9 protein-coding genes and 3 pseudogenes are annotated in these 12434 nt (G+C 63.1%); 6 read left to right on the top strand and 6 right to left on the bottom strand.

The annotated features are described in order from the left end of the window. Positions 1-8: 8 nt before the first annotated feature. Both B0G77_RS35045 and B0G77_RS35040 read right to left on the bottom strand, forming a co-directional pair. The gene (locus tag B0G77_RS35045) at positions 9-1841 is read right to left on the bottom strand and encodes an ATP-binding protein (RefSeq protein WP_133666353.1); all 1833 of its coding nucleotides are present in this window, start codon (positions 1839-1841) and stop codon (positions 9-11) included. Beyond that, complete coding sequence (locus B0G77_RS35040; RefSeq protein WP_243751425.1) at positions 1811-2266, bottom strand: molybdopterin-dependent oxidoreductase; 456 nt, start codon at positions 2264-2266, stop codon at positions 1811-1813. The genes B0G77_RS35045 and B0G77_RS35040 overlap by 31 nt, the downstream gene beginning before the upstream one ends. Before the next feature lie 198 nt (positions 2267-2464). Here B0G77_RS35040 and B0G77_RS35035 point away from each other — a divergent pair, with 198 nt between their 5' ends. Continuing rightward, positions 2465-3412 carry a phosphoribosyltransferase family protein gene (locus tag B0G77_RS35035; RefSeq protein ID WP_133666351.1) on the top strand — a complete coding sequence of 316 codons (948 nt, stop codon included), beginning with the start codon at positions 2465-2467 and terminating at the stop codon, positions 3410-3412. A gap of 39 nt (positions 3413-3451) precedes the next feature. Here B0G77_RS35035 and B0G77_RS35030 read toward each other — a convergent pair whose 3' ends face one another. Next, a complete protein-coding gene (locus B0G77_RS35030) occupies positions 3452-5107 on the bottom strand; it encodes an ATP-binding domain-containing protein (RefSeq protein WP_133666350.1) in 1656 nt (551 codons plus the stop codon). A 140-nt stretch (positions 5108-5247) separates the two neighbouring features. On the opposite strand from B0G77_RS35030, the gene B0G77_RS35025 reads away from it, so the two are divergent. The 4 genes and pseudogenes from B0G77_RS35025 to B0G77_RS35010 form a co-directional block, all read left to right on the top strand. Then, positions 5248-5877 (top strand): glutathione S-transferase, encoded by a 630-nt coding sequence (locus tag B0G77_RS35025; protein WP_133666349.1) that lies wholly within the window; start codon positions 5248-5250, stop codon positions 5875-5877. A gap of 69 nt (positions 5878-5946) precedes the next feature. Next, positions 5947-6573 (top strand): glutathione binding-like protein, encoded by a 627-nt coding sequence (locus B0G77_RS35020; RefSeq protein ID WP_133666348.1) that lies wholly within the window; start codon positions 5947-5949, stop codon positions 6571-6573. A gap of 12 nt (positions 6574-6585) precedes the next feature. Next, positions 6586-8163 carry a tetratricopeptide repeat-containing glycosyltransferase family protein gene (locus B0G77_RS35015; protein ID WP_133666347.1) on the top strand — a complete coding sequence of 526 codons (1578 nt, stop codon included), beginning with the start codon at positions 6586-6588 and terminating at the stop codon, positions 8161-8163. 167 nt (positions 8164-8330) lie between these two features. Next, positions 8331-8777, top strand: a pseudogene (locus tag B0G77_RS35010) (Fur family transcriptional regulator); the annotation flags it as partial. Between the two features lie 70 nt (positions 8778-8847). Here the strand turns inward: B0G77_RS35010 and B0G77_RS35005 are convergent. The 3 genes and pseudogenes from B0G77_RS35005 to B0G77_RS34995 form a co-directional block, all read right to left on the bottom strand. After that, positions 8848-9316 (bottom strand): annotated as a pseudogene (locus tag B0G77_RS35005) (response regulator). A 259-nt stretch (positions 9317-9575) separates the two neighbouring features. Further along, positions 9576-9831 (bottom strand): annotated as a pseudogene (locus B0G77_RS35000) (IclR family transcriptional regulator C-terminal domain-containing protein); the annotation flags it as partial. Between the two features lie 108 nt (positions 9832-9939). After that, the gene (locus B0G77_RS34995; RefSeq protein WP_133666345.1) at positions 9940-10698 is read right to left on the bottom strand and encodes a TetR/AcrR family transcriptional regulator; all 759 of its coding nucleotides are present in this window, start codon (positions 10696-10698) and stop codon (positions 9940-9942) included. A 69-nt stretch (positions 10699-10767) separates the two neighbouring features. Here B0G77_RS34995 and B0G77_RS34990 point away from each other — a divergent pair, with 69 nt between their 5' ends. Continuing rightward, positions 10768-12303: an MDR family MFS transporter gene (locus B0G77_RS34990; RefSeq protein ID WP_133666344.1), complete on the top strand. Its 1536-nt coding sequence runs from the start codon at positions 10768-10770 to the stop codon at positions 12301-12303. The last annotated feature ends 131 nt before the right edge of the window (positions 12304-12434 follow it).

Raw genomic sequence — 12434 nt, 5'->3', positions numbered from 1 at the left:
AAACCGCATCACACCCGGTGACGGGCCGCCAGAGCACGCTGCACTGCCGCGCGCAGGACTTCGTAGTGAAGCGGTTTCGCAAGGCATTCAAAAAACGGCCCCGCCGCGCCCGAGGCATCGGGTTCCGGCGCATACGCGCTGATCGCGATGATCGGCACGTGCCCTGAAGGCGTATGGCGCACGGTGAAGTCCTCAAGGAACGTATAGCCGTCCTTGTCCGGCATGTGCAGATCGAGCAGGATCACATCGCAGCGATGCGTGTCGAGCCACGCGAGCGCGGCGTCCGCATTGCCCATGGCCACTGCGTCGTATTCCATATGCGCGACCATCTCGCACAGCGATTCGCGCACCAGCGGATTGTCATCGATCACAAGAATCTGCGGCCGCGTCCCTTGATCTGATGCTTCTGCCGGCGCTGCGGGCACGACGTCTCCGACCACCGGCGTGACCGGAATCGCAACCTTGAAGGTGGTGCCCTCGCCGATCTGGCTTTCGACGCGGATCGTACCGCCGAACAGGTCGACGAGACCCTGCACGATGGCGAGCCCCATGCCGGCGCCTTCAAAACGCCTTGTGCGCGAAGCGTCGAGCTGCGTGAACTCCTGGAAGATCAGCGGTAACTGCGCGGGCGGCACACCCGGCCCCGTATCGCTGACGACGATCGACAGTATCGTCGGCCACTGCACCAGTTCGAGACGCACGGAGCCCCGCTCCGTATAACGGATTGCGTTCGTCACCAGGTTGTTGACGATCTGCCGGATCCGGTGCGGATCCGATTCGACGAGCCCGGTATGACCGCCCAGCCCGCTTTCGAAGCTGAGCCCTTTCGCACTTGCCGCCGGCGCATTCTGATCGGCAATCGATGCCAGCAATTCGCGCGGATCGAAACGCTCGTGACGCAGATCGAGCTTGCCCGCGCCGAGACGAGCGTAGTCGGTCAGATCCTTCATCTGCGCCTCGAGCTGGCGCGCGGCGCTTTCCAGCCGGCGGATGACCTTGCGGTCCGCTTCAGAATGAGAATTGAAACCGAGCAGTTCGATCGACGAGACGATCGCATGCAATGGCGTGCGCAGTTCGTGGCTGATCATGCCGAGAAACGCGTCCTTGGCGAGGCTTGCTTCACGCGCTGCGCGGCTCGCCTCGTGCTCCGCCGCAAGCGCCGCGTGTTGCTGACGGATCAGCCTGGTGCGCCGATAGCCATTCCGCACGAGCAGTACGCTTGCCGCCGCCGACAGCAGCAGCAACACGAGACCCGCGGCAAACAGCAGGCGCCGCTTCGCGATGAAATCGTGGTTGAGCGCTTCTCGATCCGAGACGTCCGCGAAACGGCGGCTTAGTGCGAGATCGTTGACCTCGTTCCAGTGCTCGCGCAACGCGATAACAATGCGACCGGCGCGCGCCGGTTCCTGCGCCAGGGCATCGAACTCTGGCTCGAGCGAAGCGAGCAGGTCACTCAGCGTGCGGATTTCTTCCGCCTGCACCCCGGCGAGCGGCGGATTCTGCGCCAGCATGCGCGTCGAACCGGACATCACGTTCAGCTTCGACTGCAGCACCTGATAGCGCAACTGAACCGCCGAATATTCGCTATCGGCACCGCTCTTGTAGAGCAACAACTGGTTTTCGAGGCGGGCGTAGGCAATCTGGAGCTGGGCGGCGTCCCAGTAGAAGCCATCATACGTGGCCGTCAGTTGCTGCGTGGCACGCGGATTGAGCAGGTTTGCGTAGAGGAAATAGCCGAGCGCGCCAAGCGGCGGCGCCAGCGCCGTGAGCCAGATGACGACGAACACCAGACGGCGCAGCGACAACCGCTTCATTTGACGACGATCGCCTTGATCTGCCATGCGAATTTCGCGTCACCAATGGCGCCCTGCAGTTCAGCGGGATACGCGTCGCGCGGATAGATGAGGAACAGCGGACCGAAATCGCTGACCTTCAGCCGCTTGCCGTTCATGCTGTACGCGACGATCACACCGTAGCGCTCGGCGTCCGCGACCGGCACCGTGCAGGTGTAGTCGTCGAGCGTATGGATTTCGAGTTCGCTGCCCCAGGCGCCGACAGTCTTCAGAACATCCGCGAGCGACGGTCCCGTAAACGTGGATTTCGGCGTCCAGGTGGTCGACGTCGTGATCGAATGCGCTGGCAGTGCGAGCAGGTCTCTCTCCGTGAAATGAAACTCCGTGTGCGCGGCGTCCGTCGTGTGTCTGATCTTGCCCTTCATGTCGAGCGTCAGTTCTGTCGCCCAGGCCGGCGCAGCGGCGAGCGTCATCGACAGATAGATCGTCCACAGCAGGGCATTCAGGTAGCGCATGTTCAACGGTCCTTTTGTTTCTATATATGTGTGGTCCCGTCCCGCCACGCAACAGGATTCCAGAACCCCCGGCATAATATCGCCAAACGCCGCGCGCATAGAAGATGGGCTGGCCACAGGCGCGTGCGGCCCCTCGCGCGAACAGCAAGACGAGTCATGAACAAACCGGTTCTTCCCCTGACGTATGAACAGCTCGATCACTGGATCGAATCGTTGCAACCTGCCCTGCTGGACGAGCAGTTCGTTGCCGCGGTAGGCATTCTGCGTGGCGGCGCGCCGCTCGCGTTGATGGCTTCGCATGCGGTGGGCGTGCCCGTCGCGTTCCTGCGCTACGATCGCGCAAGCCGTGTGGTGACATGGGACTCGTCGCTGCCGATGCCCGCGCCCGGCTCGAAAGTCCTGCTGTGCGAAGACATCGCAGGGCGCGGTTTCACGCTGCTCGACTGCATCGACTTCCTCGAACGACACGGACTGATCGTGCGCACATTGACAGGCGCCTTTGACGAACTCAGCCGCACGCGTCCTGATTTCGGTACCGACGCACGCGGCTATTTCGCGCTCTTTCCGTGGGAACGTCAGGCCTACACGGACCGCTATCGAGAGGACTGGACGAATCACGACGCGGGCCAGCGCGCGCCGATGTCCAACGACCATGAGTACGCGACGTACGCAATCGATCTCGACGGCATCCTGCTGCCTGATGTGCCCTCCACCCGCTACAACGAAGATCTGCAGGCCGCGTTGAACGAGCGCGATCTGCTGCTGCCGTTCGAATCGCTGCCTGGCATCGACCTGCAACGCGCTCGCGCGATCATCACCGGCCGGCCGGAGATGGATCGCGAACGCACGCAGGCGTGGCTCGACCGGCACGGCTTCGGCAAACTCGAACTGGTGATGCGCACGCCCGGCCTGCATGACCACACGCCGGCCGGCACCGCGACACACAAGGCGGCGGCCGTCCTGCGCTGTGGCGTGACGCACTTCATCGAAAGCGATCCGGTACAGGCCATCCTGATTGCACAGAAAGCGCCGCTGTTGCGCGTGATCTGGTGGGACGCCGCAGCGCTCAGCGGCACGCTGGTTGGCGCATCGGGCTGGCGCTGATCGCGCGCATCCGTCAGGCGCGCGACGAGGCACGACCCGTCACGCCGGCACGCGCAGATGCTTCGCCGCACGCTGCGAAGCAACGACGATCAGCTTCATCGTCGCCCGCGTCGCGCCGACGAACAGCTTGCGCGCAATGCGTTCGTCGAACTCCGCAAAGTCGACTTCGGTCAGGATCACACACGGCGCGGATTGCCCCTTGAAGCGATAGATCGACTCCAGCAGCACATCGCCTTCGCGGTACTCGGGGCTGCCGAACAGATCATATTTGCCGGTGAAACTGCGCAGCCGATGCGGTCCGAGCTGGTCCAGCGCCGTCAGCGCCGACCCTTCGCGGCCACGGAATGAGAGCACGGCGATGTCCTGCTTGCGAAAACCCAGGGAAAGCGCGTGCGTGATCGCACGCTTGGTCGCATCGATGCTGCCTTCGGCGCCGTGTCCTTCGTCGAAGGTGGAAAACGAAATATCCGAACCATCGAACGGGCTGCCTGAACTGAGTCCAGCCGCGAGCGGTGCCGACGTTCCGACCAGGTCGCGCACGTAGTCGAGGATGTCACGTGGACTGCGGTAGTTCGTCGTTTCCTTGATCGTGGCCCAGCCGGGAAGCTCGACCGGTGTACGCATGTACAGATTCTGCAGCGGGTCTTCGAGCCACCACCACGCCGCGCCGGGCCGCAGCAACCGTTCGAGCGCCGCGACCCACGGCTGCTGGAAGTCCTGCCCTTCGTCGACAATCAATACATCGTATTGCCAGCGTTCGTCGATCGACGCTTCGGCGAATGTGCTCTCCAACTGCTCGAACACGTTCGGCGTGTCGAAGTCCGGCGCACGGCCGGCATCGCGTGCGATCCAGTCGCACAGCTGATGATAGTTCGCGACCTTCGCCTCAGGCGGCGCCACGCGTGCGATATGGTCGGCAAGCGGCCGGTTGAAGCACACATACAGGGTCCGCTTGCCTTGCGCGACGGTGTCTTTCATGACCTGCACGGCGAGTTGCGTCTTGCCCGAGCCGGCGGTGCCGATCACGCGCAGCCGGAACGGCGCAAACTCGAGCCGCCGCGCCCACGTCGCAAGGCCACCTGCGAGACGCGTCACCAGCGTGCCGGCCTGGCCGACGAGCGCGCTCGCATCGGGCGTCAACGCCAGTTCGTCGGCGAGGAAATGGTGGATCTTTGCCGCGCATGGCAGGCGCGGTTCGTCCGCAGGCAGCGCCTCGCGGATGATCGCGGCGAGCCGGTCCTTGCGCGTCGCATCGACGATACGCGCCGGATTCACTCCGGCAATCGCGGCATCTTTTACGACGTGGTCCGGGCAGTACAGCAGTTCCTCGATGAAATACGTGTTCGCGCCGAACGCGGCAGTGAAGCGCCGATGCATGCCCTCGACCGTGCGCGCCAGCGCAATCGCCACATTGCGCTCGGTCTGCATGTGCACCTTGACGAGACCCTTGGGCGTCTCGCGCAGGAAGCCCGTTCTCTGCTCGATGATCATCACGCGCCCGGAAGGGCTGACGATCACGAAGTCCGCTTCGCCGAACACGGAAAAGCCCTGGTTGAGCCGTGTCCAGTGCACGCCGTGATAAACCGTGTATTCACCGGACAGCGCGCTTTCAAGCAGTGCGAGTGTCTCGCGCTCGCGCGACGCCGCGCCGGTGGCAGCGAGATTCTTCCAGTCGTCGGGGACTATGCGGGCCATGCTGTGCCTCGTCGCGTTGGGGTAGGCGTATTGTACGCAGAGCCGTTTCCGTGCCCGGTAAAAATAGCCGACATCGTGTATCGTTCCCGGTTCAGGGCCGCCGTGATGCGCGGCCTCCTGCTTTCAGGAGAAAACGGCGAATGATCACGATCTGGGGACGGGCCAACTCGGTCAATGTCCAGAAAGTCTTGTGGTGTTGCGACGAACTGGTGTTGCCTTACGAACGCATTGATGCTGGCTTGCAGTTTGGCCGCAACAACGAACCAGAGTATCTGGCGATGAATCCGACCGGCAGGATTCCGACGCTCGTCGATGGTGATTTCGTGCTGTGGGAATCGAATTCGATCCTCCGTTATCTGGTGCTCCAGTATGGACCGCCGTCGAACCTGCTCTATCCCGCGGAACCCAAAACGCGTGCAGGCATCGATCGCTGGCTGGACTGGACGCTCAGTACCCTGCAGCCCGCCGAGCGCCCTGTGTTCTGGTCGATCGTGCGCACACCCGCCGCCGAACGCGATCAGGCCACGCTCGCGAAAGACCTGCAGGCTGTCGGCGCACTGTGGAAGATGCTCGACACGCATTTGCAGGGGCGCTTCTTTTTCGAAACCGACTCGTTCACGCTCGCCGATGTGGTCCTCGGTGCGTATGCGAAGCGCTGGTTCGGTCTTGAAGGGATCGAACGCCCGTCACTGCCGAATCTCGAGCGCTGGTATTCTCGTCTTGCGACGCGTCGGGGTTTCAGGAAGTACGTCGACCTGCCGCTCACTTAAGCCAATCACCCGGGTGACTGACAGAGGCCGCTCCCGAAAACACTACGGGTCTTAACCGGTATCCGCACGATGACGATTACGTTGTATGCCTGGGGCACGCCGAATGGCCGCAAGGTCAGCGTTGCCCTCGAAGAAATGGAACTGCCGTACACGGTCAAGCCTGTCAACATCGGCATGGGCGACCAGTTCCAGCAGCAATTCCTGAGCATCAGCCCGAATAACAAGATTCCGGCGATCCTCGATACCGACAGTCCGGATGGCCAGCCGATCAGCGTCTTCGAATCCGGCGCGATCCTGCTGTATCTCGGTGAAAAGACCGGCAAATTCCTGCCGAAAGATCTGCGCCAGCGCGTGCCGGTGCTGGAATGGCTGATGTGGCAGATGAGCGGCTTTGGTCCGATGCCCGGTCAGGTCCATCATTTCGCCGCACTCGAATCGGAAATCGACCGTCGCTACGGACTGAAGCGCTTCTCCGAAGAAACGCGGCGTCTGTATGGCGTGCTCGACCGGCGGCTGCAGGACAACGAATTCGTGGCGGGCGAGCTGTCGGTGGCGGACTTCGCGATCCTCGGCTGGGCCTGGCGACACGAACGCCACAAAGTCGACCTCGCCGATTTTCCGAACGTGCGACGCTGGTATGAAGCGCTGTTTGCGCGACCGGGCGTGCAGCGCGGATTCGCTGCGAAGCTCGATTGAGGTGGCGCACGCATGACGCAGGACATCGCCAGGACGCTCGCCGCTGCGCAGCAAAAGTTTGTCGGCGGACAACTCGACGAAGCTGCGGCGCTCCTGAACGGCGTGCTCGCCACGCAGCCCGATCGCGGGGAAGCGCTTGAAGGCCTCGGCTACATCGCGGCGAAAAGCGGTGACTACGCGCGCGCGGCCGATCTCGTCACGCGCGCGTTGCAGGTCATGCCCGCTTCGCGCGATCAGATTTACTGGGCAGCCGAGGTATGCCAGCTCGCCGATCGTCACGATGAAGCGGCGGCGCTCTTCGAACGCTGCCTCGCGCAGGGTCCGGATCACCCGCCTTATCTGCATGGCGCTGCGCTTTCGCTGGCAAAGCTCGGCGAGCACGAACGCGCACTGGCCATGTTCGAGCGGCTCCTTGCACGCAATCCGTCGCTCTTTCAGGTCCATTACAACCGGGGCAACCTGCTCGGCACCATGGGCCGGTACGACGAAGAAATCGCCGCCTACAGGCAGGCAATCGCGCTCAAGCCGGATTTCGTCCGGGCGCATGTGAATCTGGGTGTGGCGCTGCGCGATCTTCACCGTTTCGGCGAGGCAATGCAGCAGTTCAAGAAAGCGGTGACGCTCGACACGAATGACGCCGGTGCACGCACCAACCGCGCGCAGACCAACCTGCTGCGGGGTGAATTCGAGCACGGCTGGCGCGAATACGAATGGCGCTGGCGCGACGGCACGCAGAGCCTCGAGTTCGATGCGGCGGTGCTTTGGACCGGCCAGCAGCCACTCGACGGCAAAACGGTGCTGATCAACCGCGAACAGGGGCTGGGCGACACGCTGCAGTTTGTCCGCTACGTCGGCCGGCTGGCTGACGCGGGCGCGCGCGTGGTGTTGCGCGTGCAGGACGTGCTCGTGCCGCTGCTACAGGACTATCCGGGCGTCGCGCAACTCGTCGGCGACAGCGACGCGATTCCTGCATTCGACTATCACGTGCCGCTCCTCAGTCTGCCGTTCGCGTTCAGGATGCGCGCCTCCGACATTCCGGCAACGGTTCCGTACCTACGCGCGGAGCCGGGCAGGCTCGCGCAGTGGGATGACGTGTTCGAGGCGCGAAGCGCAACGGGCCGGCCGCGCGTGGGCGTCGTCTGGTCCGGCAGCCGGGGCCATCTGAACGACCACAACCGCTCGTTGAAGCTCGCGCAGCTTACCCCGCTGTTCGACGCGAACGCAGCGTTCATTTCGCTGCAAAAAGATGTGCGCGACTGCGACCGCGACACGCTCGCGCAGCATGAGGCATTGCACGACGTGTCCGACCGCCTCGTCACGTTCGCCGACACGGCGGCGCTGGTTTCCCGGCTCGATGTGGTGATCAGCGTCGATACGTCGGTCGCACATCTGGCCGGCGCGCTCGGCAAGCCGGTATGGATCGCGCTGCCGTTTACGCCCGACTGGCGCTGGCAGCTGGAGCGCAGCGACAGCCCCTGGTATCCGCAGGCGCGCCTCTTCCGTCAAACGGTTCGCGGCGACTGGTCAAACGTGCTGAGCGATCTGAAGAATGCACTGAACGCGTGGCCTGCGTTGCCAGGCAACCCGTAGGCACTGGACGGCAAGCGGGAGGTCGCCCAAAGCGCAGCACACTCCACGAAGGCGGCCATCCCCGCCGATTCCGCTTGCCCCGTATAATCGATGCATGAAAAAACGCATCCTCACCGGCAGCGCACGACCACGCGCACGAGCATGAGCACACACAGGCGCCGTCGTCTGAGGCCGCCCTCGCCCTGGCGGAAGAATACTGCCGCGAGCGCGGCGAAAAACTCACGCCGATCCGGCGCAAGGTGCTGGAACTGCTGCTCGCTTCCGGAAGGGCCACCAAGGCCTATTCGCTGCTCGACGACATGCGCCAGATCCATCCCGGCTCGGCACCGCCCACAGTCTATCGGGCGCTGGATTTCCTGCTTTCGGCGGGCCTTGTTCACCGTATCGAGTCGATCAACGCGTTCACCGTCTGCCACGACCTGACGCAATGCCAGCATGGCATCCTCGTGGTTTGCCAGCAATGCGGCAACGTCACTGAACTGCATCAGCCGAAGCTGCGACAGGCGCTCGTTACGCAGATCGAGGATGCCGGCTACCGGCTTGCCAGCGACGAAATCGAACTCAAGGGTCTGTGCGCGGCGTGCCAGACCGCGGAAAGCGCCAGCAAAGGCTGATCGCCGCGGCCGTCAAGCCGGCGCGCCTTGCAACGTCTGCCGCAGCGCCTGCATCAGCGCCTCACCACTCTCAGCCAGCGGCCCGCGCCTCAATTGCGTCACGCAACAGCGTCACGAGCGCTTCCGGACGGGCCGGCTTCGTCATGAAATGCTGGAATCCCTCGCCGATACTTCGCAGACGGTAAGTATCTTCGGTATGACCGGTGAGCGCTACCGCCACCGACGGCGAATGGTCGCCGCGAATCTCGTGGTCGCGCAGGCGCTGGATCAGATAGAAGCCGTCCATGGCGGGCAGATCGATGTCGCAGACGATGGCATCAGGCAATAACCTGACGGCGGCCTCGACACCTTCTTCCGCGTCCGCCACCGCGACGACGCGCGCGCCTTCCAGTTCAAGCAGGCTCGCCAGCGACTCGCGGCTTTGCGCATCGTCCTCGACAAGCACGATCGTGGCGTGATCGAGTCTCAACTCTCCGTTCATTTTGCTTTGTTGCTTGTAGACAGGTTAGGCGGTCACGCGCAGCCATTGTATGGATCATCCCGCCGCCCTTCTGAAGCGCTTTCGGGAGACCGTGGATCTTGCCCTGAAAAAGAGCCTTGCGTTTTGACCTCGACGCAACAGTACACACAGCATTCTGACTCGATTTCACGGTACGAGTTGCGGTCATCTCGCGTCCTTGATATCACACCGCCTTACACGGACTGCGCGGCGGAAAAGTAACGTCGAGTTGAAGTGCGAGTGTGAATCAACGGCGATACTCCGGCCGTTTCTTACAAGGTCCGCGGTTGCGCGATCCCTCACGGGTTGCCTTCGTGATAACCCGGCTGCGCAAAAATCGCACGGCCGGCCTCTTCCAGCAAATCGACGTAACGGGATTTCGTGTCCGCCCCACATCGCCCGGAGACGAAACCCACAGGCCGGCGATCACGTGGCCAAACCGGTCGAGCACGGGAACCGCGATCCACTGAAGGCCCTTTTCCTGTTCCTCGTTGTCCTCGCCGTAACCCGTTCGCGTACGCGCGGCAGGATACTCAATACGGCTTCGGCGGAGGCCTGGTCTTTTGCGTCGATTTCTTGCATCAACCCTTGGTAGCACGTTGCGTGCCGCGTCAGGAAAAAGGCCCGTAAGCTTTCCCGACCCGCCAGTCGCGGGTCGCAGGCTCAGCGTTTGACGCCCTGCGGGCCTACGCCATTCACAAGTAGCGCGACCGCGTGTCGCGCGATGTCTTGCGCGCTGATCTGACGCCGCACCGGATCGTTGCGCCACACCTTCGATGTCGCAAGCGGCAGGATCGTCAGCCCGAGCAGCGACAGAAACACCAGCGACGGCTCCAGATCCGCGTTCAGCCGGCCTTCTTTCTGCCACTTCGCGATGCACTCGAGCGACGCCTTCTGATGGGCGTCGCCAAAGCGTTCGTGCATGCGCTGCTTCAGGAGGCCGCCCTCGCTGATCACTTCGCGCACCCAGAGGGGTGCAAACCATGGATGCTCGGTCGCGACATCGACCAGCCTGCGCGCCAGCTGCGTAATCGCCGCAACGGGATCGTCGGTGTTCGCCTGAAACGGACCGCCCATGGCCGCCCGCAACGGCAGAAAGCGTTCGTCGATCAGCACGTCCAGCAACTGATCGCGCGTTTTGAAGTAGTAATGGACCATCGCGGGCGTAACGCCGGCCTCGCGCGCGATCGCGCCTAGCGTCGTATCGAGGATGCCCTGCCGCGCGAACAGCGCGAGCGCAGTGTCGAGCAGCCTCGCGCGCTGGTCCGGGCCTCGCGCGCTTCCCGTGGGGCGCCCCGGCCGACGGGCTGCAACGGCCGCTGCTTCCGGCACGTCGGCCATTGCGCCTGCTGAGGCAGATACACCGTCAGTCGCTTCTGCCTGCGCCGCACGATCACTGAGTTTTGACTTTGCCATATCCATTTGACGAGCCGTCCTGTCTCGCATATATTAATCGTCAAGTTAATTAATTTCAAGATGCAGCCCCAGTCTATGGACCAGTCCACCTCCTTACCCGCTGAACATGGCAGCGCCGCCGCGCCTTCGTCCGCGAGCGCGCCCGCGCACCCGCCGATACGCATCCTGTTTCCCGCACTGCTGCTGGTCATGTTGCTGGCGGCGCTCGACCAGACCATCGTGTCGACCGCCCTGCCTACCATCGTCGGCGAACTGGGCGGGCTGGAAAGCCTGTCGTGGGTGGTCACCGCTTACCTGCTGACCTCCACTATCGTCGTGCCGCTGTACGGCAAGTTCGGCGACCTCTTCGGCCGGAAAATCGTCCTGCAGACCGCCATCGTTCTGTTCCTGATCGGCTCGGCGCTGTGCGGCGTCGCGCAGAACATGACGCAGCTGATCCTGCTGCGCGCGCTGCAAGGTCTCGGCGGCGGCGGGTTGCTCGTCATTACGATGGCGGCGATCGGCGACGTGATTCCGCCTGCGGAGCGTGGCCGCTATCAGGGCATGTTCGGCGGCGTGTTCGGTCTTGCCACCGTGATCGGTCCGCTGCTCGGTGGCTTTCTCGTCGAGCATCTGTCCTGGCGCTGGATTTTCTACATTAACTTACCGCTCGGCATGGTCGCCCTGCTCGTGATCGCTGCCGTATTCAAGCCGCACACGGCGCACGTCAGGCACACCATCGACTACATGGGCGCCGCGTTCCTCGCGTCTGCGCTGACCTGCGTGATCCTGTTCACGAGCCAGGGCGGCACGGTGCTGCCGTGGACCTCGCCAGAGCTGTGGTTCACGCTCGCGGTCGGTATCGTCTGTATCGGCGGCTTCATCTATGAAGAACGTCTCGCCGCTGAACCGATCATGCCGCTTCAGCTGTTCACGCAACGCACGTTCTTGCTGAGCAGCCTGATCGGTTTCATCGTCGGCGTATCGATGTTCGGCTCGGTCACGTTTCTGCCGATGTATCTGCAGGTCGTCAAAGGCTCCACACCTTCGCAGGCCGGCATGCAAATGTTGCCGATGATGGGTGGCGTGCTGGTCATGTCGGTCATAACTGGACGGGTGATCAGCAAGATCGGTAAATATCGGATGTTCCCGATCGCAGGCACGTTCCTCGTCGCCGTCGCGATGATCCTGCTCGCACGGCTGCAGATCTCGACCCCGGTGCACGTGATGTATCTCTACATGGGTGTGCTCGGCTGCGGACTCGGCATGGTGATGCAGGTGTTGATTCTCGCGGTGCAGAACACCGTGGAGTTCAAACACATGGGCGTGGCCACGTCTGGCGCGACGCTGTTCCGCTCGATCGGCGGCTCGGTCGGTGTCGCCGCGTTTGGCGCGGTGTTTTCGAACCGGCTTGGCGCGCGTCTCTCGGAACTCATTCCCGCCGGCACCGAGTTGCCGCAGTCGCTCGGCCCCACGACGATCCACCAGTTGCCGGCCGCATTGCGTGACGATTATCTGCAGGCCTTCTCGAGTGCACTACATACCGTATATCTCTCGGCGGCATGCGTGGTCGTGCTCGCGTTTGCATTGTCGTGGTTCCTCGAAGACGTACCGTTGCGCAAGCATCATTGATCAATAATCAGGCAGGGCCGGCGGAAAGTCCGGCCCGCGAGCCGTATCGCGCAACATTCCTCCGACCAAACCACCATGCCGCAGCGTGGTGGGTATCAAAAAGTCCACCGATCGATCGTTCTTCACACATG

It is taken from the genome of Paraburkholderia sp. BL10I2N1 (assembly GCF_004361815.1).
GTDB lineage: Bacteria > Pseudomonadota > Gammaproteobacteria > Burkholderiales > Burkholderiaceae > Paraburkholderia.
This window is presented reverse-complemented; position numbering and strand designations above follow the sequence as displayed.

Bases quoted from the DNA above. Each gene is read 5' to 3' on its own strand.
- B0G77_RS34990 (WP_133666344.1), top strand. From the start codon at position 10,768: ATGGACCAGTCCACCTCCTTACCCGCTGAACATGGCAGCGCCGCCGCG.
- B0G77_RS35025 (WP_133666349.1), top strand. From the start codon at position 5,248: ATGATCACGATCTGGGGACGGGCCAACTCGGTCAATGTCCAGAAAGTC.
- B0G77_RS35020 (WP_133666348.1), top strand. From the start codon at position 5,947: ATGACGATTACGTTGTATGCCTGGGGCACGCCGAATGGCCGCAAGGTC.
- B0G77_RS35030 (WP_133666350.1), bottom strand. From the start codon at position 5,107: ATGGCCCGCATAGTCCCCGACGACTGGAAGAATCTCGCTGCCACCGGC.
- B0G77_RS35035 (WP_133666351.1), top strand. From the start codon at position 2,465: ATGAACAAACCGGTTCTTCCCCTGACGTATGAACAGCTCGATCACTGG.
- B0G77_RS35015 (WP_133666347.1), top strand. From the start codon at position 6,586: ATGACGCAGGACATCGCCAGGACGCTCGCCGCTGCGCAGCAAAAGTTT.
- B0G77_RS34995 (WP_133666345.1), bottom strand. From the start codon at position 10,698: ATGGATATGGCAAAGTCAAAACTCAGTGATCGTGCGGCGCAGGCAGAA.
- B0G77_RS35040 (WP_243751425.1), bottom strand. From the start codon at position 2,266: ATGACGCTCGCCGCTGCGCCGGCCTGGGCGACAGAACTGACGCTCGAC.
- B0G77_RS35045 (WP_133666353.1), bottom strand. From the start codon at position 1,841: ATGGCAGATCAAGGCGATCGTCGTCAAATGAAGCGGTTGTCGCTGCGC.